This window comes from Nonomuraea sp. NEAU-A123 (assembly GCF_018603905.1).
In the GTDB taxonomy this organism is placed as follows: Bacteria; Actinomycetota; Actinomycetes; order Streptosporangiales; family Streptosporangiaceae; genus Nonomuraea.
Map to the genome: position 1 here is coordinate 185,578 of NZ_JAHFZZ010000013.1, position 23,208 is coordinate 208,785.

Below are 23,208 nucleotides of genomic sequence, written 5' to 3' on the forward strand. Positions count from 1 at the left end.
TAGATGTGGCTCACTTCTTGTGCTCCCGGTAGTGCCTGGCCGCTCTGGCGCGGTTGCCGCAGGGGGTCGAGCACCACTCCTGACGTGGGTGTTCCTTCACGAAATAGAGCACGCAGCGTGGGGCCTGGCAGGTACGCAACTGCGCCCGTTCAGGCCCCGCCAGGAACTCGACGGCCGCCGTCCCGAGCGCGGCCCGGACCCGTGCCGACGGCTCGGCCGGCACGGCGGGCACGACGACGAGGGCCGGCTCCCCGCTCCAGGACAGTTGCGGGGCTCGCGGAGCGGCCAGGGCGGCGGCGTTGACCAGGGCCAGCGATTCCGCGAAGCCGGGCAGGGCCGCCGCGTCCGCCCGGCTCGGCGACTCCGGGGCCACGGCCCTGGCGAACAGCGCGCGTACGGCCTGGCGCAGGCGTACGGTCTCCTCGCGTAGTCCCTCCGTGGCGGTGAAGCCGGGATCGACGTCGAAGTCGGCCGCGTGTGCGCGCACCCAGGCGGTCAGGCCTTCGACGTCGGACAGGCGGTCGATCAATCCGGACCGCTCCGCCCTGATCGTGCTGACGAAATCGAGGGTCAGGGACATCTCCTCAATCTAACGCCCGCAGGCACTGTCAGCCGTGAGAGTCTCGGGGTAGGGCGAATTCGCCGCCAACTCCCCGCCCGGTCCCGTGAGCCGCGGGCCTGGGCTCGCACCTGGAAATGGGTGCGCCGCCGGGCCCCTTTTCGAGGGGCCCGGCGGCGCGGTCTTAGGCGACGGAGACGCTACCGCCCGCGATGCCCGCCTACCGAAGTGGCGGACGGGCGGACGGAACTACTACTCCCATTGGCAGGGACCCCGCTTGGCGGAGAGAGCGTCGAAGCCGAAGTCTGCCACCGTCTCGTTGCGCGCGACCTCCCGGCGCCCGTCGCCCTGGTAGCCCGGCGCGTTGTAGAAACACCAGGGTTCCGGGGTCTGGTTCTGTGCACTGCGCACGGGCGGGACGATGTAGGGCGTATCGTCCCACAGCAGCCTTAGATCGCCCTGGCCGCCCGGCTCGGTCCAGGTGCAGACCGCTTGGACCCGGGGGCACGGGTAGGACTCGGCCGCGTGCGCGGTGGTGGTCGGCAGCGCGAGCCCGGTGGCGGACGCCAGGACGGCCACGACCACCGCCGTGCGGCGGGAGAGGTCCTTCATGACTACTCCTTGTTCTCGGGGAGTCTGCGGATGACAGACACTTAGTAGCTAACAGTGAGTAGTCATTTGATGACAGAAAGTAAACAAGCATGTAGCTTCCCAGACACCTCGCGTAGCGCACCCCCGGCCTGTACGAGGCGATGATCACGCCGCTCTTCATGACCTTGGTGTCGACCAGATCGAACGACGCCTTGAAGTCCTTGAGCGGCGTCGTCACGCTGTCGGCGCCTTCCAGGACCGGGTGGATCCAGAACCGGACCTCGTCCAGCAGACCCGCCCTGATGAGCTGCGTGGTGACCGAGCCGAAGCCGTACTGCAGTGCGGATCACCGCGTCAGTTCCTGCAGCTGCCAGCCCCACCTGATTCCGCCGAAGATGTTGACGACATCCTTCCCGGCCGCATTCTTGGTCCCGGTGTCCTGCACGAGGAACGCCTCTGCCATGAATCGCACATCGGGTTCGGGTCCCCCGAGCCCGACCGAGGGCGCGTCGTAGAAACTGAAGACCTTCTCGCCGTTGACCGAGGTGAGTCCCCCGGCGAGATAGAACGGGTTGGCCCGCCAGAGGTTGTCGAGAGCGGGGCCCACCGACTTGACGACCTGGATCCAGAGCAGATTGTCATTGGCGGCGGGATCTCCCTTGCGAGAGTCCGGGCGGTAGACGACATGCAGGTCGGCCCCGCAGTCCAGGCCGGGCACGTTTCCCGACGGCTTGCTGACGTACACGCTGTGCGACTGGACATGGAACTCGTTCCGGCCCCGGAAACCACCCACGTACTTGAACGAGTAGTGGGCCCCGAACGCCTCGGCGAGATTCTGCTTGAACCCGATGGCCGGATCGGCCGGAACATCCTCGTAGACCAGATACGGGTTATCGCCCGACTGGCTGAACGGGAGCAGGGCGACCCGGTACGACTTTCCGTTGTACTCGAAGTCCTTGGACGTGACGTGCCCGCCGACCGTGGACCCCTGATACCACCCGTGCGGCCGGCTGGACCGGTAATCCAGCACGAGGTGTGCGGCTGTCTCCGAGAACCGGGTCCGGGATACGGCTGCGGCGGACATCGGCCCGGCGACGAGCGCGGACAGGCCGAGGAGGCTTCCTCCTTGCAGCAGAGACCTTCGTGTTACGCGTGGGTCTGTGACATGGATTGGACGCATAAGATTGATCAACCTCGAAATCGTCGTGGCCGGTTTACGCGCTGGGTGCCGTTTCACGGCCTTCTTTCCTGCACCTGCCAGCCGTATTTGATGCCGCCGAAGATATTGACGACGGCCTTCCCGCCCGCGCCCCTGGTCCCGGTGTCCCGCACGAGGAATGCTTCGGCCATGAACTGGACGTCCGACAGGACGGACGCCATATCGGGCAGGACGCCGCAGGTGAAATTGAACACCTGGTCGCCGTAGACCGAGGTACGCCCCCCATATTTATAGAAGGGGTTGGGCCGTCCGATGTTGTCGACCTGACTCTCGGACGATCCGGTGGTCCCGATCCGCCTGACGACCTGGATCCATCGCAGGGTGCCCTGGCGGAGGTCCGGGTCGCAGGCGATGTACAGATCGGCACCGTAGCTCAGGTCGGGCGAGCCGTCCTGGTCGGCGTACACGCTGTACGACTGGACCTCGAACTCGTGCCCGCCGCGGAAACCGCCCGCATAGTTGAACGAGTAGTAGGTGCCGAACGCCTTGGCGAGGGTCCGCTTGAAATCGATGGCCGGGTCGGCCGGAACATCCTCGTAAATCGGATGGGGGGAATCACCCGTCTGGCCGAACGGAAGCAGGCTGATCCGGTAGGACTTTTCGTTGTACGCGAAGTCCTTGGCCGCGGTGTGCCCGCCGAGGGTCGCGCCGACCTCCTGCCCCGGCTTCGCCGGCCAGCCGTGGGGCTGGCTTTTCTGGTAATTCAGAATGAGATGCTTTGGGTCCGCTGCTTTCTGCATGAAGATTCCTCTCGATGTGGGTAAAAGTTCTACGGCGTCGCGGCGCCGTCGCAGCCCTTGGCGATTCGGCCCGTGGTGAAGTACGACACCAGGCCGGCGGGGCACTCCCGCAGAACGGACCCGTGCATGTCGTCCTTGACGGTGAACACCTTGCCGCCGATGGCCGACCGCATCTGCGTCGTCCACTCGTACGGGGAAATGGCTTCGTAGCGGTGTCCGGACAGCACCAGCGAACCTGCGGTGCGGTGCACCCGCACCTTTTGCGCCGGGAGCGGCCAGCCGGCGCAGCCGGCGGAGAAGCGGCCGGCCCTGCCGGTCACCGGGTTCTGCTCAAGGCGCCGCTGGTACGCGGTCCAGGCCTTGGAGAAGCCGAGGCGGCTGGGGTCCTCGTTGCAGAAGACCACTTGGCTCGTTGTCATGTTGAGCTGCTCGGGAGCGTCGGCCGGCGGCGGCTGCTGCGGACCTCCGCTGAGGAATTCCTTGACGGTGGGCGGGGCGGTGGTGCCGGTGTCCTCGCGCAGTTCCTTGAGCGCCTTGGCGGCTCGCGGCCAGCCCAGTGAGCCCTGGGAGGCCAGCATGGCGACCAGCCCGCCATCGGCGGGTATCGCCACGTCGGTGTACCGCTTCGGGGTCTCGTCGTAGGCGCGGCCGAGCGCCAGAATCGCGGTCCGCACCTTCTTCGCGGTGGTACCGAAGCCGTAGGTGTCGTGGTGCCGCGCGATCCAGGCCGCCATGCGGGAGAAATCGCGCTCGGCCGCCGCGGCGCGGCCGTCCTCGAAATCGTCCAGCCGGAACCGCGGCAGCGCCACGCTGTCCAGGAACATGCGGCCCACGTTGCCGGGGAAGGTACTGCGGTACACCGCACCGAGCCAGGTGCCCCAGGACACGCCGAAGAAGTCAAGCTTCCGCTCACCCAGCGCCGCCCGTACCCGATCAAGGTCGCGCGCCATGTTCACGGTGGTGAGCCGGCCGAGGAAGCCGGGATCGGAGCGCCCGCAGGCTTTGTTCGTGGCCACTTCGCTGTCATAGATGCTCTTGGCCGCCTCCTTGGTCAGCGGGCCCGGTGCCGGGGGCTTTCCGCCGGGGGGCGGACAGTTGACCTTGGTGCTGAAGCCGACTCCGCGAGGATCGATGCCGATCAGGTCGTACCGGTCGTTGAGCTGTGCGTTCGTCGCGTTCATCAGGATGATCTCGATGGGCATGACGTACCCGCTGCCACCTGGCCCGCCCGGGTTGAGCGCCAGGCTGCCCAGTCGGTGCGCGCGATCCACGGCCTTGAGCCGGGTGATCGCGATGGTGATCTGCCGGCCGCGCGGCTTGCGGTAGTCCAGCGGAACGCTGACCTTTCCACACTCCATACGGCTCAGCAGGACGCGGAACTTCGGTATCTGTGCGTCGGAGAAGCCGCGGGCCCGGATCACCTCGTCGGAGTAGGCGGGGCAGGAGCCCCACTTGACCGCCGGCTGGGACTGTCCTGCCGCGTTGGGCGTACCTGCGAGCAGGAACGCCAGCGCTATGGCGGCGGCTGTCGGAACTGGGAACATGGATATGCCTCACTTTTCGTCATGTGGAACTCAGGTGGTGGCCAGGGCGATCGTCGGGGACAGGCGGGCGGCGCGCATGGCGGGATAGAGGCCGGCGATCGTGCCGATGACGAGCGTGGCGCCGACCGCCCCGCCGATCGCCCACGGCGGCACGACGGGTGGCCAGCCCCGCGACACCGCGTAGCCGGCCGTGGCCAGGGCGCCCAGCACCGACCCGACGACGCCGCCGAGCGCGGAGAGCAGCAGGGACTCCGACAGGAACTGGATGCGCACCTGCCCCCGGGTGGCTCCCAGGGAGCGCCGCAGACCGATCTCCTTGCGCCGTTCCAGCACCGAGATCACCATCGTGTTCGCCACGCCGACCCCGCCGACGAGCAGTGCCACCGCGCCGAGCCCGAGCAGCAGGTTGGTGAACGCGTCCGCGGCGGCGGCCCGCGCCGCCAGCGCGTCCGATGGTCTGCTGACCTCGACCTGCTCCGGGTTCTCCGGGTTGACGGTACGCGGCAGTACCGCCCTGACGGCCTCCACTGCCTCCTCGCCCGAACGCTCGTAGATCGTCGTGGGGTGCCCGTCGAAACCCAGGTACGTCTCTGCGGCGGGGAACCCGAGGAGCACCGAGCGTTCGATCTCCGGGGCGAGCGGCATCGGCCCCAGGATGCCGATGACGGTGAACCACTGGTTGCCCATCCACGCCCGCACGCCGATCCTGCCGAGGCCGAGGCGTTTGGCGGCCTCCGAGCCGAGCACGACCGCGGGGGCCCGTTCGGTGGCGGCGTTCAGCCATACCCCTTTGGTGACGCCGCCCTCCAGCGTGGTCAGCAGCTCGGTGCTCGCCGCCTGGACGGAGATGCCGCCGGTCACGGCCTCAGGGATGTAGTCGGTACGCCGTACGGTGGTATCGATCGTTCCGGTGGCCGAGGCCGTGTTGACGGGACCGATGCGCTTGACCACGCTGAGCGCCGAGGTGGGCAGCTTGGCCTTGTCGCCGAACAGGGTACGGCCGGGCGAGACGGTGAGCAGGTTCGTACCGAGCCGGTCGAGCTGGCGCAGCAGCTGCTCCCGTGACGAGGACGAGATGCCGATCACCGCGATCATGGTGGCGATGCCGATGGCGATGCCGAGCGCGGACAGGATGACCCGGGTGGGGCGGGCCTGTAGCCCGGCCGCCCCGACCCGCAGCACGTCGACGGCGCTGAGCCTGGCAGGTGACAGTCTCGCGCGCGTCATGGGCGGGCTCCCTTCGCGATCTCCGCAGGAGGGTGGCGGATGTCGCCGGGGCCGTCGTCGGCGATGATCTGGCCGTCGCGTACCCGGACCCGCCGCGGGCACCACTCGGCGATCTCGGTGTCATGGGTGATGATCGCGATCGTGGTCCCGGCGGCGTGCAGGTCGCTCAGCACGCGCAGCACCTCGGCCCCCGAGTGCGAGTCGAGGTTGCCGGTCGGCTCGTCGGCCAGCAGCAGCGGCGGATCACCCACCACGGCCCGGGCAACCGCGACCCGCTGCTGCTCGCCGCCCGACATCTGGTTCGGCTTGTGCCCCAGCCGGTGGCCCAGTCCGACCCGGGTCAGGGCGGCCTCGGCCCGCTCGCGGCGCTCGCGCAGCGCGGTGCCGGTGTAGAGCAGGCCGTCGGCCACGTTGTCCAGCGCGCTCACGCCGACGGCCAGATGGAACTGCTGGAACACGAATCCCAGGTGGCGGGCGCGCAGCGCCGACAGCTCCCGGTCCGACAGTTCGGCCACGTCGTAGCCGGCGATGCGCACGGTCCCTGCCGTCGGCCGGTCCAGAGTTCCGATCAGCTGGAGCATGGTCGACTTACCGGAGCCGGAGGGGCCGACGATGGCCAGCAGCTCGCCGTACTCGACCGTCAGGTCCACACCGCGAAGCGCCTCGACCTGTCCTCCGTAGACCTTGGTCACGCCCTGCAGTTCGACGATGCACATCTCGCGAAAGCTCATGGGGCGGGCACCCCTACCTTCATGCCCTCCGCGAGGCCCGTACCGCTGATCTCCACCTTGCCGCTGCCGAACGCGCCGACCTGCACCGGCACGATCCTGGTGGCGGAGCCTTCGACCACCTCGACGCCGAACCCGCCCTCGCGCAGTGCCAGCAGCGCCTCGACCGGCACGGCGAGCACGCCCTTGTGGCGTTCACTCTCCAGCTCGACGTCGACCGGGGCCTGATCCAGCTTGGTGCGTGGCGTCTTGTTCAGGGTGATATCGACATCGACGGTCGTCTCGCCGTTGTCCTGCCCCTGTCCAGACTGGGCGGACTTGGCGACCGTACCCACCGAGGTGATCTTCCCGGCGATCCGCTCGCCGCCCGGCAGCTTGACGCTGACCTTGGCACCCTTCCTGGCCAGCGCCTGGTAGTCGGTGTTGAGATCCACGTGGACCAGCCGCCGGATGCCGCTGACCGTGAGCACCCCTTGACCCGGGCCGGTACGCCCGCCGACCTCGACCTTCGCTGCGGTCACCCGGACCGCGGCGGGCACGAACACGACCTGCGCCGCGTCCACCCGCCCCGTCCTCTGCAGACCTACGTCGTCCTGCCACTGCCTGACGGCCAGGTAGGTCGCGTAGCTGAAGCTCTCGTTCACGGTCAGGTAGTCGCCGTAGCCGAGCGCCTTCAGATTGCGCTCCAGCTGCTCGACGTCCGGGCCGTCGCTAACGCCCTGCTCCAGCTGCCGGTAGAGGGGCAGCTTGCCATACATCAGGACGAGCGGCTTCCGGTCGATCTTGAGCAGCGGGTGGCCGCGGCGGATCACTGTGCCCTCCGCGGCCACCCACGTCACCGTGCCCGCGGCACCGCTCGTCAGGAGGCGCTCACCGGAGTAGGTGAGCGCCCCGTCCACGGTCTTCGTGTCCACCAGGTCCTGCCTGGCGATTGCCGCGGTGGCCGGGACCGTGACCTTGCTCGGCGAGGCCGTGCCGGTGCCGCCACCGTCGAGCAGGGCCAACACCGCCCAGGCCGCCGCCGCGAGGAGGGCGGCGCCGCTGAACGCGAGGCCCTTCTTCACCGCGGGAGCGGGAGGTCGCCGGCGAACTGCTTGCACGCCGTCTGTGCTTCCTTGACCTTCTCCTCCGGGGTTCCCTCCTTGATATTGATCTCGATCCGCCCGTCGGCGGCCGGGTCCGGCATGTCGATGCCGTGCTGGCGCATGCACTGGGCGAACTTGACCAACAGGTCCTGCTTCTGCGGATCGAGCCCCTTCCCCTTCTCGCCTACCGCGGCCTGCATGAACTGCTTGCACGCTTCCTGGGCCTTCTGCACTTTCTGCTCGTCTCCCGGGCGTTGCTGAATGGCGACCGGGCCGTTGGGCTCGGGGTCGGGCATGTCCACGCCGTGCTCGCGCATGCACTGGGCGAACTTGAGCCCCGCCGCCCGCCTGTCGGTGGACGCCGAGGCCGACGCCGCGGGACTGGTTGTGCTGCCGCTCGCGCTGGCGACGTCCCCCTCCCCGGCCTTCGCGCCACACGCTGTGAGGGCCAGGGCCAGTACGGGTACGGCTAGCAGCAGACGGATGCTCATATCTCTCCTTGTTGGGTGGTTTTTGGGCATGAGGTATCCACCGGCCGCGCGGTTGGCGGGGCCGGCAGGTGCAGGATGAGGTGAGTGACGCGGAGCCCGGTGGACCCGATTTACGGCTTACGGGTGGCGGTGCTCGGGCCGGGACTGTCGTCCGTACCGCTGCGCTCGATGTCGCTGGTGGGACCGTCGTCTTGCGTGTTCTCGTCGCCGGACGGATCGCCGGGGAGGCGCAGAGGGGTCACCACGCAACTCGCGGCCGCCCCCTTGACCACCTGCAGCGAGGTGGCAACGGGTGGCCGGTCCGCGCCGGCCCGGTCCATGGAGATCGCCAGAACCAGCGTCTCACCTACCCCGATCCGCCCCTTGCTGATCTTGAACGCGATCCCCTTGCCGTCCTTGCCGATGCCGACCCGCATCCTTCCCCCGGCGGTCCCCTGCTCGCCCCGGGGCTCCCGGCAGGTCCGGTCCGCGGGCAGATAGTCGACCACCGCCGTGATCCCCACCGCGGCGAGCTTGGCCTCCAGTTCGTCGGAGTCGTGGAACTCGTTGATCCACACCTCGACCGATCCGTCCGCGCCCTTGACCACCGCGTAGGCCGGTGTGCCGGCTCCCCCGGACGCGGTGAGCGCCACGCTGGCGGTCGCCGCGGCCCCCGCCAGCGCGCCGGACAACGCCAGGAAACGCCGACTTGGACCGCGCCGCCGCACCGGTGTCGGCCTCCTTGTGGTGATCTCTTCCTTCAGCGCACCGAGCAGGCGCTCTTCGAAGATGGTGTTCATGCGCGTCCCTCCACGTACCCAGCCGATCTCCCCTACGCCTGTACTTGGACCGAGCGAAGCGAAGCGTTTCAACGCCCGGAAACGCGAAAGGAGCCCTCGGGGGAACGGTCCTCCCAACAGGACCGTTCACTACCCGAGGACTCCGCGAAGGGCCCGCGCTATCTGCTCGCGATATAGAAGTTCATGTCCGCATAGTCGAAGGTGATGGCGTAGGACTTGAAGAACTCATGGGTGAAGTTGGCGATCGTCTCGAACCCGAAAAGCTCGAGCCACGGCCATCCGCCGACGACACCGGGAATGTTCCGGCCGACCTTGCGGCCGAGGCTTATCCTGGCCGGAGTGATCGGGTAGCTCGTCATCCCGCCGCCTGTCGTCGGGTGTTCGTAGTCGATCTCGATACCGGCTCGTTTCGCGTTCTCCTCGGTCGTCATGATGCCCATGCCCATGCCTCCCGTGTCGAGGGAGGCCACCCGTGGCCCGTAGTCGTTGAGACTGCCCAGCGTGCAGGGGACGTGATCGCCTGCCAGCCACAACGGCAGGCGATCGGCCCCGGTACGCCGGGCCTCCGCCTGGAGGTCCCGCACTTGCGTTCCCGTTTTCCGCCGCAGGACAAGCGCCTGCTTCGCGTAATCCATCGTGGCCAGGAAGTGATAAAGCAGCGTGGTCCCGATAACGCCCGACGGCTGAGATCCGTCCGGCAGGTCCGGCATTCTCAGGTCGTACCAGACGACCGGAACATTACGCAGCACGATGTCACCCAGCCGGAACGACTCCATGACGCCGTGATATGTCGTGAGAGTCTGCCCGGCGGGATGGCTCGTGCTGGTGGAAACCGCGCGAAGACCGGCCCGCTCCGCCATTTCCCTCGAGAAGGCCAGCGTCGCCCCCGTGTCGATTAAGAAGTTCTTCTGCTCACCCCCATTCACCGCGCCTTTGACACAGGGCAGAGGATCGACGCACACGAAGGGGACGCGCGTCTTCTGCGCGCCCCGCAGCTCGTACGGCGTGCCGGACACGCTGGCGTACTGGGTGGCGAATGCCGCGTCACTCGGATCGCCGGTGCCCCGCAGCAGCGGAACCGCGCGAGCGACCTTGTCCTGCCGGACGAAGCATTCCGCCAGTTGCCGCTTCGAGAAGTTGTCGCCAGGGGCCAGCTCGATGGCCTTGGCCAGGAACCTCTCGGCGTCGTCGAACTTGTTGGACAGCAGCGCGATGCGTCCGCGCTGTGCCACGGCGTGCGCGTTGCCGGGCTCCTTGCGCAGGAGGTAGGCATAGCCCCGATCGGCCTGCTTGAATTCGCCGTTCTTGAAAAGCTGGTCGGGGTCGATACTCAATGTCGCGGAACTCAGGGCCACGGAGAGCGGCGCGCTCGTCCGGGGCGCCCCCAGTTGCGGAAGCAGCACGCCGGCGCCGACGGCCAGACCGGCCCGCCGCAGGAACTTACGTCGATCCATGCTCTCGTCGCCGAACCATGTCGACGCTGATCGGTGTCCAGTCATGGGAGGCATTGAAGCCAGCAGCGTGTTTCTTCCCCGTTTCCGGCCTCGTGGGCCTCACTGATGCTCAAAGCCAGGTACCCGCCCTCGCCGATGAACCAGCCGAAAGTACGCTCTTGGCCGCCGTGAACCCTGCTTTCGACCGACGCCGTCCTCCGGGCGACCTTGCAGGATGAGGCCCCATGCCACGCGAAGATCTCCCCCCACAGTCGCGCCCCAAGGGTCCGGCTGCGCCGTTCTCCGGTCGATCCCGGATCATCGCGCTCGACGTGCTGCGCGGGCTCACGCTGTGCGAGATCCTGCTCGCCAACATCCAGCTGATAGCCAACCACGGCACCGCGGTCGTGACGAAGCCCATGGGCGACTGGGACCCCTGGCTCGGGCTCCCGACCTTCTCCCTGCTCTTCGGTATCGGGTTCTCACTGCTGCTGGACTCCGCCGCGAACCGAGTCCCCCGCCCACGGCTGGTCCTGCTGCGCCGCCTTGTGACACTGCTCGCCATCGGCCTCGTGCACATGCTGCTGTGGCCGGGCGAAATTCTGACCAAGTACGCCATCGTCGGCATACTGGTGCTGCTGCCCTCGACCTGGCTGCCGCGATGGGCCGTGACCGGCCTCGCCGCCGCACTCATGTCGGCGGCGCTGATCTTCGGCGGGGGCGGGCCCCTGCTGATCGCAGGGTTGTTCCTGCTGGGCTCGGCACTGGTCCGCTACGGGGTCATCGAAAAGATCGAGCGCTCCGGCCGAGGGCCGCTTGTGCTGGGCCTGGGCTTCGCGGCAGCGGTGGCCTGTGTCCTGTGGGTACAGGCCACCATACGCACCGGGACGGACACGTCGCAGCCGTCCTTCACCTCCAGCCTGGCCGATCTGCTGCTCATCGGCGTGTACGCATGTGCCCTGCTGGTCCTGCTCCGAACGCCGCTGCGACCGGCGCTGCAGGCCCTCTTCGCGCCACTGGGCCGGATGGCACTGACCAACTATCTGACCGCCACACTCCTCGTCCTGGCGGCCAGTCACCTCCTCGGCCTGCCGATCGGCCAGTCCTCGCAGGCAGCGTTCCTGACCGCGGGAGCCATCCTCACTGCCCAGTGGCTTGTGTCCACCCTCTGGCTGCGCCGCTACCGCCAGGGCCCCATCGAGTGGCTCTGGCGCTGGGCGACCTGGGCACACCGCCCGCCCCTCAGCCGGGCCCGTTCCTTGAGCGACTAGAAGTCGAACTCTCCTCTTTTGGCGCCGTCCATGAACGCTGCCCAAACCGACGCGCTCACCACGTACGGCTGCATGTCGGGTTGCTCGGTGTCGCGGATGCCCACGCGGCCGGCCGACAGCGGGGCGACCTCCAGGCAGTCTCCGTTGTCGCCCGAGAACGAGGATTTCCGCCAGTCAGCAGTCCTGAGTTCCTCGCTTAGCTTCAGGTCCATTTCTGCTCCAACCTCTCTTCGATCTTCTTGACCGACACGCTCTGGGGAAGGGCTTCCGCACGACACATCTGATAGCGGAGGCCGAGGACCTCGATCTCAGCCGCTCCGTCCCATACCTTCCCCGAAACCGGGCTATCTACGAAGGCGGCCCTTGGTCCACCTGTCGTATGCGCGATCACGAAGCCTCCGAGCAGTCCAGCCGTGACACGGGCACTGAGCGGGAGGATCTGGATCGTGATACAGGGACTATGAGCCGCCTCAACGAGGTATGACAGTTGGTCACGGGTGACACTTTCACTCCCGATCGGACGGTAAAGGATCGACTCATCGAGAACCGCCCAGAGTGTGGGCGGATTGTCGCCGCCGAAGATGCTCTTCCGCGCCATCCGCGACTTGACCGCCTCCTCAATCTGGGCTTTGGTGACGCCCGGCTTTCCCTCCACGATGGCCCGGGTGTAATCCTGCGTTTGCAGGAGCCCAGGAACAATGGTCGGCGCCCAGGTCCAGAGTTCCCGAGCTGTCGCCTCGATGTCGAGCCAAGGGGCGAGCGTCTTGAAGATGGACTCCCGCTTGCCGACAGGCAAGAAGTCGACCAGACGGCCCGGCTCCAGCCTCAGTCTCTCCTCGCAGCGTTTGGCGAGCACCTCGGTCGGTGTGCGTACGGCTCGTTCGACCGAACCGACAAGATTGGCGGAAAACCCGATTTTGTGGCCGAGTTGCCCTTGGGTCAGTCCTGCTTCAAGACGAAGCTGACGTAGTTCGTACCCAAAACGGGCCTCTGCGCTGGCGTCTGGATTCAACTCTTTGGCAGGACGCATAGGGGGCTGCTCCTGGTCCGATCCCACAGGATCACACAACATTCCCACCGGTGGGACTCATATCCGTGTGGCACGAGCCCTTGCGGTTGTCCCAGAAATTACCCGCTGGATGGCACGCTTACCAGTGTTTCGGGCCAACAATTCCCCGTGCTACACACGAATTCTCGATATCGCGTGTTATAACGGCACGGAAATTAGGACAGGTCAGGTGATTTCCATGTCAATGCGAACAGAAGACGTAAGCCTTATCGGAGCCACCAGGCTGCGCCGCGGCCGCATGGCGCCGAAACAAGCGCGCGCGGCTGTCGCCTGGTGGCTCGCGGACGACCAGCCGACGCTGCCCGATGTGCAACAGGTGGTCTCCGAGCTGGTCGCGAACGCCTGCGAACACGTGGAAGACGGCCCGCACCGCGAGTGGGTCACAGTGAACGTGGGCCGCGGGGACGGCTTCTTTCGCATCGAGGTAACCGATCCCGGCGCATTTGGAGCCGAGCCGCATATGGCCGAGCCCGCTTCCGAGGCCGAATCGGGACGCGGTATTCGCATTGTCGCCGATCTGTCCAACGGATGCTGGGGGACATTTGTCACCGAAGCCGAGCACCGCATCGTGTGGGCCGACGTACAGATCCAGACGGTAAGGCCGAATACCGAATCCACACCTCCGGAAGACCACCATTCAGCCACCGACCTGAGTGCGGCGCCATTTCCAGGTGACGAACATCGCCGTGGAGCCAGAGCGCCGGACCGGCTGCCGGTATTCGACCAGGAGCTGGGGATCACCCGGCCGACGTGATCACTGGCTTCAGCGCGGCGGGCGAATCGGCCAGGTGGGGGCTTGGTCAGGGCGACTCGGGCCAGCCGGATACGAGCAGGTCGAAGATGGCGTTCAGCGCGGCCAGGGAATCGGGTTCCGCGCCCGCGAGCTCGGGGATCTCCAGGACATAGCGGGCCAGAGCGCGGACAGTCATGTCGGAGGGGTCGCGGCCGCTCTCGGCGGCGATCGCCTCAGCCAGGGCTCCCTCGCTGGCTATCCAGAGCTTGCGTGAGTATTCCCGCAGGGCGGGTGTGTTGACGATCAGGTCGCGCTTGCGCCGAAGTTCGGGCGGGAGGTCGTCGGCGAAGGGCCCCCGGGCTGCCATGCAACGGCGCAGGGCGTCCAGCACTGACTGGCCGGGGGGCCGGTCGCGGACCGCGGCGACCAGCCAGACGCGTCGTTCGGCGCCGTCGTCGAAGATCAGCGCTTCCTTGCCGTCCGGCACGTGCGCGAACACGGTGGCGATGGAGACGTCCGCCTCGTCGGCGATCTGAGCGACGGTGACGCCGTCGTACCCGTGCTCGCAGAACAGCCGCAACGCGGCGTCCGACAACGCCTGGCGGATCTGGGCCTTCTTGCGCTCGCGGCGCCCCATCGTCGTTGGCATGTCCCCATCGTAGCTGAAGCTAGAATGCTTCTGAATCTATAGTGGTTATAGTTTCTTAGTCAGTTCAGATTTCTTGTGAACGGAGATGCGTCATGGCAACCCCCGTAACCGTCGGCCCGCCGACGACCGCGTCCACTCGGCGCATGTGGGCGATCTTGGGGTTGGTGCTCCTCGCCGACGCCCTCGACATGATCGACGCCACAGTCACCAACATCGCCGCGCCCACGATCACCGCCGAACTGCACGGCGGCGAGGGCCTGATCAAGTGGCTCGGGTCGGCCTACATGCTCGCCATGGGCGTCCTGCTCGTGGTCGGCGGGCGATTGGGCGACAAGTACGGCCAGCGCAGGCTGTTCCTCGTCGGCATGAGCGGCTTCACGATCGCCTCGGCCGTAGCGGGACTCTCGCCCAGCCCCGCTCTGCTGATCCTCGCCCGCGGCGCACAGGGCGCGTTCGGCGCGCTCTTGATCCCGCAAGGCATCGCGATCATGACAAAGGCGTTCTCGCGTGACATGCTCACCAAGGCGTTCGCGTTGTTCGGCCCCATGCTGGGGGCCGCCTCGGTCGGCGGCCCGATCGTGGCCGGGTTCGTCATCGACGCCGACATCGCCGGGCTGTCGTGGCGCCCGATCTTCCTGGTCAACCTGGTGCTCGGCGGCCTCGGCCTGGTCTTGGCCGTCCGGCTGCTGCCGCACGACGACGGCGACGCGTCCGTCAGCGTGGACGGGGTGGGCGCAGGGCTGCTCGCCGCCACCATGTTCGGCCTGCTCTTCGGGCTGGTCGAGGGGTCGAACAACGGCTGGACCGCCATCCCGATCCTCTCCATCGCCGCCGGCCTGGCGTTCCTCGCCGCCTTCGCCCGCCGCCAGAGCACCGCCGCCGACCCGCTGCTCAAGCCATCCCTGCTGCGCAACCCCGGCTTCAGATCCGGGCTGCTCGTCGGACTGATCGTCTTCGCCGCCACCACCGGGCTGGTCTACGTCCTCTCCCTGTTCATGCAGCAAGGGCTGCACGCCTCGGCGCGGGACGCCGCCCTGGGTCTCCTGCCGATGACCGTCGGCATCATCGTGGCCTCGGCAGCATGCATGGCGCTGATCAAAAAGCTGGGCCGCACCCTCATCTTCCTCGGCCTGGCCGTCATCCTGGTCGGCTGCGGCTGGCTGCTCGTCCTGGTCGCGGCCTCCGGCACGGACCTGAGCCTGTGGGCCCTCGCACCAGCCGTCTTCCTCACCGGTCTGGGGATGGGCGCCTGCTACGCGACGATCTTCGACGTCGCGATCGGCGACATCGATCCCGACGAGGCCGGCAGCGCCAGCGGCTCCCTGTCGGCGATCCAGCAACTGGCGGCCGGTATCGGCTCGGCCGCCGTCGCCTCGGTCTTCTTCCAGTGGACCGGCTCCGGCTTCGGCCCCGCCATGACGACCAGCCTCATCGTCGTCGTAGCCCTCACCGCCATCACCGTCCCGGCCGTGACCCTGATGCCCAGACGAGCACCAGAAGAACTCCAGCACTGACGCAGACCCGACCAGCTATCAACGCAAGGAGCCAAACCATGTCCTCCCTCCACAGCCCAGCCCCCTGGGACGTACGACGCCTGCCGCGCGCCGAGGGCAAGACCTTCCTCGTTACCGGCGGCAACGCGGGCATCGGATACTTCGTCGCCGAACAACTCGCCGGCACCGGCGCCACCGTCATCCTCGCCTGCCGCGACACCGCCAAAGCCGAAGCCGCGCAGGTCTCGATCCGCGCCCGCGTCCCCGGCGCACACGTCCGGCATATCCGCCTGGATCTCGCCGACCCCTCCTCACTCAAAGCCTCCGCGGACGCCCTGCGACTGGACAGACTGGACGCGGTCGTCTGCAACGCCGGGGTGCTGCTCGACCAGCCGCCACGGCGCGAGACCAAGGACGGCCACGAGCTGATGTTCGCCACCAACCATCTGGGGCATTTCGCGCTGATCTCGTGGCTCACACCCCTGCTGACAGCCACACCCGCGAGCCGCGTCGTCACCACCGGCAGCTTCACGGCAAAGTCCGAGACCCTGGACCTAGACGATCTCCAGAGCACACGCGACTACCGGCCGAAACTCACCTACGTACGATCAAAACTCGCGCAGATGCTCTTCGGCTTCGAACTCGACCGCCGCCTGCGCGCCGCCGGCAGCACGACGCTGAGCGTGATCACCCACCCCGGCGGCGCACTCGACTCCCTCACCCCCTCACGCCCGCCGGTCCACCTCCGAACCACCGGCGAACGACTGCGCGGCCTACCGGCCGGCCTCCTCTTGCAAGGTAAGGAGGCCGCCGCCTGGCCCGCCGTCCGGGCCGTCCTCGACCCGTCCGTACGCGGCGGCCAACTCTGGGGACCTCGGATATTCGGGATCCGCGGCCTGCCCACCCTCGAACCCATCCAAGGTCACCTGGCCGACACCGCACTCGCGGCGCGCCTGTGGACCTCCACCGCCAGCCTGACCGGCCTCGATCCAAGCTCGAACCTCAGGTGAGCCGCCTCTTCGGCCACCGCCTGAGAGAACGCCGGAATCCTGGCCCTGCTGAACCCTCACGTTCATGCGATCCACGCCACTCACCGCCCCGACGTCTACCGCGTCGACCCACCCGAAGAGCGCGACCGGGAAGGGGCCCTCAGCGGATACCACGCGCCGTCTTCGGCGCGGGCCACCAGGCCGCGTCTGAGATCGGGGTCGCCGGCGAGCCGGTGAGCCGGGGGACGACATCGGTGACCACGGAGACCTCGCCCTTCTCGATCGCCTGGAACCACGAGATCCAGGTCTCGATCTGTTCCCCGCTGATGCCCAGTCGCCATCGCCGCGCGAAGGCTTCCTCAAGGGTCTCGGTTTCGAAGCGGTAGGGCCGGCCGGTGGCCGCGGCGATCCGGGTGACCGCTTCGTCGAGGGTCAGGGCCTCGGGCCCGGTGATCTCAAGGATCGCGCCGTCGTGCTCGGAGCGGGGACCCTCGTCGAGGGCGACGGCCGTGATCACGTCGGCGATGTCCTCATGGGTGACGAAGGCGGCCCGGCCGGCGCTCGCGGGACCGCTCACGACGAACTCCTCGTTGGCGAGGGCGGCCGGCGTCGACGCGTAGATGCCCGCCCGGAGCACCGTGTGACGGACCCCGGCCCCTGCCAGGAACTGTTCGGTCAGCCACTGGTCGCGGGCGTTGACATAGGTGGCGGTGGGCGCCGCGCCGACGAGCGACACATACAGGACCCGGTTCACGCCGACCGCGATCGCGGCCTCGACCGCGGTGGCGTGTTCCTCCAGCCGGCGCCCCGTACGGTGTCCGGAGACCAGGATGAGGGTCGACGCACCCTCGAGCGCCTGACGCATGTCCGAGGCGTCGGCGTAGGCGGCCGGACCGCGTCGCTGGGCGCCTGGCAGCTCGGGCATGCGGTCGGGGCTGCGCCCGACGAGGAGTTGGGGGACGCCATGGCCGGCGAGTCGGGCCGCGACCCGGCTGCCCAGCGCCCCGGTCACCCCAGTGACCGCCACGGTGGCGTGGTTCCCCTCAGACATGGATCCCCCTCCAGCCCCCGGGCCACTGTCGATCGCGGAACCCCAGCTTCCGATGACGTACCTGGAAGTGGATCACAGGCGAAGGTACGACGCAAGCATCCCAAGCGCCGCTCGCAAGGCTCCGACCTGCCGAAACGGCGAACGAACCGGGCACGTCCCGCACATGCGACCGAGTTCTACCGCACCACAACCACCACGTCTCAGGCAGGTCTGGCCGAACACGTTTAGTGGTCGCAGGCGGCTGACCGCCTGACCAGTCTGGAAGTCGCGCCACACCGCGGCGGCGAGTGCCAGGACGCGCTGAGCTACACCTACGGCGACACCCTCCACTGCCTCGGTACTACCGGCCTGAGCGGGCGAATCCCCTTGTACCTTTCGCATTGCGGCGATCATGGGGACGGTCAGGGAGTTCCTGTCGTGGTGCTGCCCGCAGGGGCGGGCGCCGCCGACGCTGATCTTCCCCGTCAGGTCTGCGTGTTGAAGTTCTTGCCGCGGCCGACATCCGAAGACGGACGTTCTCGCGGAAGCTGCTTCTCTGCGCATGGGGGCGGCCCCTGGATCGGTTCTCCAGGGGCCGCGGTGGCAGAGGACGTCGGGTCTAAGGAAGTTCGCGCACGAGCCTGGAAGTCCAGGGGCACCAGATGAGGCCGGGCAGGAACGGGCCGCCGGCCTCGTCCAGATGCTCTTCGACGTAGGGGATGGTCGCGTCGCAGATCTCGAATGCGTCGCTGAAGAAGTCGACGGTGCCGGGGTGGAGGTAGTAGCTCCAGGGGCGGTTGTAGGGAGCGGGGCGCTTGACGATCCGTCCCATGATGTGTGGCTCGTCCGTGGTCGTGCCGCTGAGCAGGTTCCGGGCATGCTGGATCTTCGCGGCGTCGGTGAGCTGGACGACGAACCGCTCGCCGGTGATGTCGGCGAACTCGAAGTAGGCCGGGGCCGCTGCCTGGGCGGGCGCAGGGGCGGCGAAGCCGAGCACGACGATGGCGGCGAGAGCCGTGGCGATCTTGGTCAGGATGCCGTACATGGAGGCCTTTCACTAGATGTGATTACTGTGAGTTATTTTTACATGCGTTAAGTAATCACATGAAAGCTAGAGCGGCCCCTGACGTCACAGTGATAACGCTGTCACCGCCCGCGTGCGGCCTTCCGGGTGGCTGTCTCTGATCCCGAGCGTCTGCGTCGCGAGTCGCAGACGACGCGGACTCGCGATGGCCGGGGAGTGAAGACATTCACTCAGCGTCGACGATGCAATGGGGTGACGTTCGGCTCCGGCAACTCCAACTGCTGCCGCAGAAAAACCCGGACACACGTTCGAGACAGCATGCCGCGAAGGCCAGGATTCGGGCTGACGCCAAGGGAGCCTTGCCGATACCCGTCAGACGTGAGGCGGACTTCGCCGGGCCGAAGACATGAGTCGGTTGGCGAGCTCCGCGACGAGGTCGCGGAGCTCGTCCGGTTGCTCGATGACGAACGGCCGGTCCAGCGAAGCGAGCACGCCCGGCAGCCAGTCAAGCCGTTCGGCGTGGACCTCGACACGGGACCACTGCCTGGTGTCCGAATCCGCGCCGCTCGCGGACGGTGACTCCTCCACGATCGCGACGCTGGCCGGAAGCCGGGTACGGATTTGCTCGGCTGTCCCCTGGATCCGCAGAGTCACCTCGTGTCGGTACGGAGCGGTGGCGAGCGCTGTCAGGACGCGCTTCGCCGGATCGAGTCCAACAGGCGGCTCAAACGATCCGGGCAGAGTTCTCGTACCGGTAATGCGATCCAGCCGGAACGTCCGGTCCTCGCCGATCGCGAGATCTGCACCCGTCACGTACCAGTTGCCCGAGTGGGCGACGAGCCCGTAGGGGTGCAGCGTACGTTCGCTGCGCCGGCCGTCGGCGGCGGTGTACCGGATCGAGATCGGCCGGTTATGGCGCACCGCGTCGGCGATCGAGAGCAGGACGCCGGTCTCCGGGGCGGTCAACTCGCCGGGCGGAGCCGTGAAGGCGAGGGAGTCGAGCACGGCGTCGAGTCTGCGGCCGAGCCGCTCTGGCAGCACCCGCCGGATCTTGGCCGCCGCCGTCTCACTCGCCGTGCCGGTGGCCGTCATCAAGCCGGCCCGCCGACCCGCGACCAGGCCGAGCAGCACGGCGAGCGCTTCGTCATCGCTCAGCATGAGCGGCGGCATGCGGTAACCGCGGGCGAGCCGGTAGCCGCCGTAGCGGCCGCGCACGGACTCGACGGGCACGTCGAGGTCGATGAGGTGGTCGACGTAGCGTCGCACCGTACGCTCATCGACCTCGAGCCTGTCGGCGAGTTCGGCCAGGGTTCGAAGGCCGCCCGCTTGCAGGAGCTCCAGCAGGGCGAGCACGCGGGCAGTGGGTCGGGACATGTTCCCAAGTGTCCTGCAGATACTGGGCGGTTTCTGTCCAGTATTGCTCGTAACGTGTGGTCAGAAGCACTGACCTACCTGGAGAGAACCGCCATGAACCTCGTCTCGATCCGCATCATCACCGCCGATGTCGCCCGCCTCGTCGGCTTTTACGAGCGCGCCACCGGAGTCCAGGCGAGCTGGGCCAACGATGACTTCGCCGAACTCAACACCGCCTCGGCCACTCTCGCGATCGGCAGCACCCGTACCGTGCCGCTGTTCGCGCCTGGCTGCGCCGAGCCGGCCCAGAACCGCAGCGTCATCATCGAGTTCCTCGTCGACGACGTGGACAGCGTGCACGAGAAGCTGACCGACTTCGTGGCGGACTTTGTCAACGAGCCCACGACGATGCCCTGGGGAAACCGCTCGCTCCTGTTGCGCGACCCCGACGGCAACCTCGTCAACTTCTTCACCCCCGTCACCCCGGCCGCCATCGAGAAATTCGCTCGCTGACGATCCGGGGCTTGATGCCGGCAGGAGTTCAGCGGGGCCATCGTCGGGCAGCGGGGCTGCTGATGTCCCTGGAGGCGCAGCGCGCCAGCGTTCTCGCGATCGTGGATGGCCTCGAGGTCGAGGCCTTGTCGACCGCGATCCTGCCCTCGCCCGTGGAGGGGGTCAGGCGGTGGAGAAGACGACCGGTGGGGCGTCGGAAAACCAAGATCTGGGCAGGCGTCAGTCGAGACAGCTGTCTTGTGCCGAGACGGTCGGCGCACCGCCAAGAGTCTTACGCGGTCAGGGATTAATCGCCTCAAGCAGGTCGCCCATGGTGGACGAGGGGTTGTCATTGGGGAACAAGCTCTGATTCCGCGCGTGACGGATGGCCAACAAAGACGCGCGCTCCGACGCCGCATGCCGGTGTTGCACGTATTGATCGGCGTCGATCCTCTTCCCGAAGCGTCCGTCGAGTTTACGACTCTTCCGTTCGGCTTCGCTGGTATTCATAAACGCCGTCTGATCTTCAAAATGAAGGATCAACCACAGCTCGAAACAAGGATTCGAGATCGCCAGGCGAATTCCGTGCTCATCCGCCAACCGGATGGCCTGCTTTAGGTTTGGATGGTTCTTGGGCCACTCGACATCGAACACACACCAGCACTCATCGACTTCGTCATCACGGCTTCGCTCGACCGCTCGCTGCACCAGGGTGAACGGAACCCCCTGTTCAGGGTGGATCTCAATGTTGATCGAGGTGTTGGCGCGAACATCCGGGAGCCGCTTCAGCCCATTGATGTAGTCGGGTTCCGAGGCTTCGCCTTCGCAGAACACAACAATGGTCTTGCGTTCTGGACGGTTGGCGGTCCTCCGCCTGAGGTCCTTCGCCTTAGTTCTTCTCGGCGCCATCTCAACTAGCCGATCAGCCCGAGAGCGCGGAGAATTTCCGCGCGGTCGACATCCGGCAGCGCACCGAACCGCCCATGCAAATACGCTTTCTCCAGGTTTTGTGACTTTCTCACCCGCTCGCCGGCGAATTCGGCCAGTGCGCCGAGCCGGGTCGCGCCGTCCTCCGCCTTCTCCGTCAACCAGACCTCATCGCGGTTGAGGTGGTTGAGCAGACTGGTGTCGTGCGAGGTGAAGATCAGCTGCGCGCCCTTGGGGTTTGTCGCCGGGTCGTGAAACAGCCGGATCAGCTGCATGGACAACGTTGGATGCAGGCTCGCGTCCAGTTCGTCGAACAGCAGCAGCGAACCGGACCTGAGCGCGGCCAACACGGGCCCGATGAGCTGGAACCAGGTGCGCGTACCCTCCGACTCCTGCGCGAAGTCAAGCGGGACCCTCTCATGAGCCGCCCGGTGGACGAGGCGGACAGTGCGTTGTGTCCGCATGCGCGCCGACTCGGGACTGCCCTCCGGATGGGAGACCTCGGGCTCGTCGATCACCACGTCGTCGATGCCCATGTCGGCCAGCCGGAGCAAGGCCAACGCCTGAGTACGATCCGCCGGAGAAGGCCTGTCCAGTTCCTCGAATCCCGGCAACGCGAACTGGTCGCGATCGGAGAGCTCTTCGAACCAACGAAGGGTCGAACGTGCCGGAGCGAGATTCACGGGACGCCGACCACGCGACTTCAGCCCGAGCGTCTGCGCCGCGAGGAGGTCGCGAGCGAAACCGGAGACGAGCGGCTCATCGAATCGCCGGGCGATCGACAGGGCGAGCGCGCGCGGCGTCAACAGTTCGCGGGTGCCGGACAGGTTCCCGAGACCGCGCTGGAGCTTGAACTCCTCCCCTTCACGTTCGAAAATCCGTCGCCGCTTCTTCTCCGGGTAGTGGAACAGACCCTCGTAGCGGACCGCACGCCGATCAAGTTCGACGATGTACTCGAACCGCACTCCCGATACGACGGACTCGATGGTGAACTCCGAAGGACGGGCCTCTCCACCGGCAAACGCGAACGGCTCGACGGGGATCTCGTCGTCCCAGAAACGCAGCGAATCCCGGACGGCGGTCCGCAACCAGGTCAGCGCAGCGATGACATTCGACTTGCCAGAGGCGTTCGGACCGAAGACGGCCGCGACGGGCAGCAGACTCTCGCCCAGGTTGGGCACCGGACGCGCCTCCGCCCGATCTCGATCGACGGCGACCATCGACAATTCGACGGGATCGAGTACTGAGCGAAAGTTCGCCACCTCGAACCGGATCAGCACATCGACCCCTCTTCCTGCATCGACGGAGCCATCATAGCTATGATTCCGTCGATTCCTTGCGGATATCGGCATCTGCCTGCGTGTGTGACGCGAGCAGGGCCTCGCAGCCTTTCTCGGTCGGAGCGCAGTGCGAGCGGTCCAACGCAGTCCTCGCCGCGACCCCTCTGTCGACGCCCCCACAGGGACATCACCCAAGTCCGCTCGGAGACGAGGTCACCGAGCTGCGGCGGATCGTCCTGCACATGATCGAGGAGACCGCACGCCACGCGGGCCACCTCGACGTCGCACGCGAGCTACTCGATGGAAAGGACGAGACTCGGGTCTCGATAGGCTGTTTCGCCTCTGTTGTCGGGCGGGACGGACCGGCCAGTTCAGACGCCTCCGACTGGACGGCCGAATCGGCTCAGAAGTCAGCCGGTCCTTCCGCCGGGCAAGGCCGGGGTGCGCGAGGGGCGGGAGCCCCTCGCCCGGGGGCGAAGCCCCCAAAGAAGCACGCCTGAGC

At 67.3% G+C, this 23,208-nt stretch carries 25 protein-coding genes; 6 read left to right on the plus strand and 19 right to left on the minus strand.

The features are described 5' to 3' along the window. Positions 1-10: 10 nt before the first annotated feature. The 11 genes from KLK06_RS35890 to KLK06_RS35940 all read right to left on the minus strand — a co-directional run bounded on the left by KLK06_RS35890 (position 11) and on the right by KLK06_RS35940 (position 10,417). Positions 11-580, minus strand: coding sequence for an ABATE domain-containing protein (locus KLK06_RS35890; protein ID WP_214640060.1), 570 nt, complete (start codon positions 578-580; stop codon positions 11-13). A gap of 231 nt (positions 581-811) precedes the next feature. Continuing rightward, a complete protein-coding gene (locus KLK06_RS35895) occupies positions 812-1,171 on the minus strand; it encodes a peptidase inhibitor family I36 protein (RefSeq protein ID WP_214640061.1) in 360 nt (119 codons plus the stop codon). Positions 1,172-1,496: 325 nt separating this feature from the next. Then, positions 1,497-2,180: a hypothetical protein gene (locus KLK06_RS35900; protein ID WP_214640062.1), complete on the minus strand. Its 684-nt coding sequence runs from the start codon at positions 2,178-2,180 to the stop codon at positions 1,497-1,499. A gap of 203 nt (positions 2,181-2,383) precedes the next feature. Beyond that, on the minus strand, positions 2,384-3,109 hold the full coding sequence (locus KLK06_RS35905) for a hypothetical protein (RefSeq protein WP_214640063.1): 726 nt from the start codon (positions 3,107-3,109) through the stop codon (positions 2,384-2,386). 29 nt (positions 3,110-3,138) lie between these two features. Further along, a complete protein-coding gene (locus KLK06_RS35910; RefSeq protein ID WP_214640064.1) occupies positions 3,139-4,653 on the minus strand; it encodes an alpha/beta fold hydrolase in 1,515 nt (504 codons plus the stop codon). Between the two features lie 30 nt (positions 4,654-4,683). Beyond that, entirely contained in the window at positions 4,684-5,880 is a 1,197-nt protein-coding gene (locus KLK06_RS35915; protein WP_214640065.1) for an ABC transporter permease, read from the minus strand. After that, positions 5,877-6,611, minus strand: coding sequence for an ABC transporter ATP-binding protein (locus KLK06_RS35920; protein WP_250906535.1), 735 nt, complete (start codon positions 6,609-6,611; stop codon positions 5,877-5,879). Before KLK06_RS35920 ends, KLK06_RS35915 begins: the two co-directional genes overlap by 4 nt. Further along, positions 6,608-7,672, minus strand: coding sequence for a peptidoglycan-binding protein (locus KLK06_RS35925; protein WP_214640066.1), 1,065 nt, complete (start codon positions 7,670-7,672; stop codon positions 6,608-6,610). Before KLK06_RS35925 ends, KLK06_RS35920 begins: the two co-directional genes overlap by 4 nt. Beyond that, on the minus strand, positions 7,669-8,184 hold the full coding sequence (locus KLK06_RS35930; RefSeq protein ID WP_214640067.1) for a hypothetical protein: 516 nt from the start codon (positions 8,182-8,184) through the stop codon (positions 7,669-7,671). The genes KLK06_RS35925 and KLK06_RS35930 overlap by 4 nt, the downstream gene beginning before the upstream one ends. Before the next feature lie 110 nt (positions 8,185-8,294). Further along, positions 8,295-8,963, minus strand: coding sequence for a hypothetical protein (locus KLK06_RS35935; protein WP_214640068.1), 669 nt, complete (start codon positions 8,961-8,963; stop codon positions 8,295-8,297). Positions 8,964-9,121: 158 nt separating this feature from the next. Beyond that, the gene (locus KLK06_RS35940; protein ID WP_214640069.1) at positions 9,122-10,417 is read right to left on the minus strand and encodes a retropepsin-like aspartic protease; all 1,296 of its coding nucleotides are present in this window, start codon (positions 10,415-10,417) and stop codon (positions 9,122-9,124) included. 224 nt (positions 10,418-10,641) lie between these two features. On the opposite strand from KLK06_RS35940, the gene KLK06_RS35945 reads away from it, so the two are divergent. After that, positions 10,642-11,667 (plus strand): DUF418 domain-containing protein, encoded by a 1,026-nt coding sequence (locus tag KLK06_RS35945; RefSeq protein WP_214640070.1) that lies wholly within the window; start codon positions 10,642-10,644, stop codon positions 11,665-11,667. Here the strand turns inward: KLK06_RS35945 and KLK06_RS35950 are convergent. Both KLK06_RS35950 and KLK06_RS35955 read right to left on the minus strand, forming a co-directional pair. Continuing rightward, positions 11,664-11,879 carry a DUF397 domain-containing protein gene (locus tag KLK06_RS35950; protein WP_214640071.1) on the minus strand — a complete coding sequence of 72 codons (216 nt, stop codon included), beginning with the start codon at positions 11,877-11,879 and terminating at the stop codon, positions 11,664-11,666. The genes KLK06_RS35945 and KLK06_RS35950 overlap by 4 nt on opposite strands. After that, entirely contained in the window at positions 11,870-12,697 is an 828-nt protein-coding gene (locus tag KLK06_RS35955; RefSeq protein ID WP_214640072.1) for a helix-turn-helix transcriptional regulator, read from the minus strand. Before KLK06_RS35955 ends, KLK06_RS35950 begins: the two co-directional genes overlap by 10 nt. A gap of 217 nt (positions 12,698-12,914) precedes the next feature. Between KLK06_RS35955 and KLK06_RS35960 the strand changes: the two genes are divergently transcribed. Continuing rightward, positions 12,915-13,490 (plus strand): ATP-binding protein, encoded by a 576-nt coding sequence (locus KLK06_RS35960; RefSeq protein WP_214640073.1) that lies wholly within the window; start codon positions 12,915-12,917, stop codon positions 13,488-13,490. A 46-nt stretch (positions 13,491-13,536) separates the two neighbouring features. Here KLK06_RS35960 and KLK06_RS35965 read toward each other — a convergent pair whose 3' ends face one another. Further along, entirely contained in the window at positions 13,537-14,118 is a 582-nt protein-coding gene (locus KLK06_RS35965) for a TetR/AcrR family transcriptional regulator (protein WP_214640074.1), read from the minus strand. A 92-nt stretch (positions 14,119-14,210) separates the two neighbouring features. Here KLK06_RS35965 and KLK06_RS35970 point away from each other — a divergent pair, with 92 nt between their 5' ends. Both KLK06_RS35970 and KLK06_RS35975 read left to right on the plus strand, forming a co-directional pair. Beyond that, a complete protein-coding gene (locus KLK06_RS35970; protein WP_214640075.1) occupies positions 14,211-15,632 on the plus strand; it encodes an MFS transporter in 1,422 nt (473 codons plus the stop codon). A 38-nt stretch (positions 15,633-15,670) separates the two neighbouring features. After that, the gene (locus KLK06_RS35975; RefSeq protein ID WP_214640076.1) at positions 15,671-16,621 is read left to right on the plus strand and encodes an SDR family NAD(P)-dependent oxidoreductase; all 951 of its coding nucleotides are present in this window, start codon (positions 15,671-15,673) and stop codon (positions 16,619-16,621) included. 139 nt (positions 16,622-16,760) lie between these two features. On the opposite strand, the gene KLK06_RS35980 is transcribed toward KLK06_RS35975, so the two are convergent. The 3 genes from KLK06_RS35980 to KLK06_RS35990 all read right to left on the minus strand — a co-directional run bounded on the left by KLK06_RS35980 (position 16,761) and on the right by KLK06_RS35990 (position 20,028). Further along, positions 16,761-17,651 carry an NAD(P)H-binding protein gene (locus tag KLK06_RS35980; protein ID WP_214640077.1) on the minus strand — a complete coding sequence of 297 codons (891 nt, stop codon included), beginning with the start codon at positions 17,649-17,651 and terminating at the stop codon, positions 16,761-16,763. Between the two features lie 598 nt (positions 17,652-18,249). Continuing rightward, entirely contained in the window at positions 18,250-18,675 is a 426-nt protein-coding gene (locus KLK06_RS35985; RefSeq protein WP_214640078.1) for a calmodulin-binding protein, read from the minus strand. A 351-nt stretch (positions 18,676-19,026) separates the two neighbouring features. Continuing rightward, positions 19,027-20,028: a YafY family protein gene (locus tag KLK06_RS35990; protein WP_214640079.1), complete on the minus strand. Its 1,002-nt coding sequence runs from the start codon at positions 20,026-20,028 to the stop codon at positions 19,027-19,029. 93 nt (positions 20,029-20,121) lie between these two features. Here KLK06_RS35990 and KLK06_RS35995 point away from each other — a divergent pair, with 93 nt between their 5' ends. Beyond that, positions 20,122-20,520: a VOC family protein gene (locus KLK06_RS35995; RefSeq protein WP_214640080.1), complete on the plus strand. Its 399-nt coding sequence runs from the start codon at positions 20,122-20,124 to the stop codon at positions 20,518-20,520. A gap of 279 nt (positions 20,521-20,799) precedes the next feature. Here the strand turns inward: KLK06_RS35995 and KLK06_RS36000 are convergent, their stop codons facing one another. Together KLK06_RS36000 and KLK06_RS36005 are read right to left on the minus strand one after the other, a co-directional pair. Then, the gene (locus KLK06_RS36000) at positions 20,800-21,408 is read right to left on the minus strand and encodes an RloB family protein (protein WP_214640081.1); all 609 of its coding nucleotides are present in this window, start codon (positions 21,406-21,408) and stop codon (positions 20,800-20,802) included. A gap of 5 nt (positions 21,409-21,413) precedes the next feature. After that, positions 21,414-22,706, minus strand: coding sequence for an ATP/GTP-binding protein (locus KLK06_RS36005; protein ID WP_214640082.1), 1,293 nt, complete (start codon positions 22,704-22,706; stop codon positions 21,414-21,416). An 80-nt stretch (positions 22,707-22,786) separates the two neighbouring features. On the opposite strand from KLK06_RS36005, the gene KLK06_RS36010 reads away from it, so the two are divergent. Beyond that, on the plus strand, positions 22,787-23,206 hold the full coding sequence (locus KLK06_RS36010) for a DUF664 domain-containing protein (protein ID WP_214640083.1): 420 nt from the start codon (positions 22,787-22,789) through the stop codon (positions 23,204-23,206). The last annotated feature ends 2 nt before the right edge of the window (positions 23,207-23,208 follow it).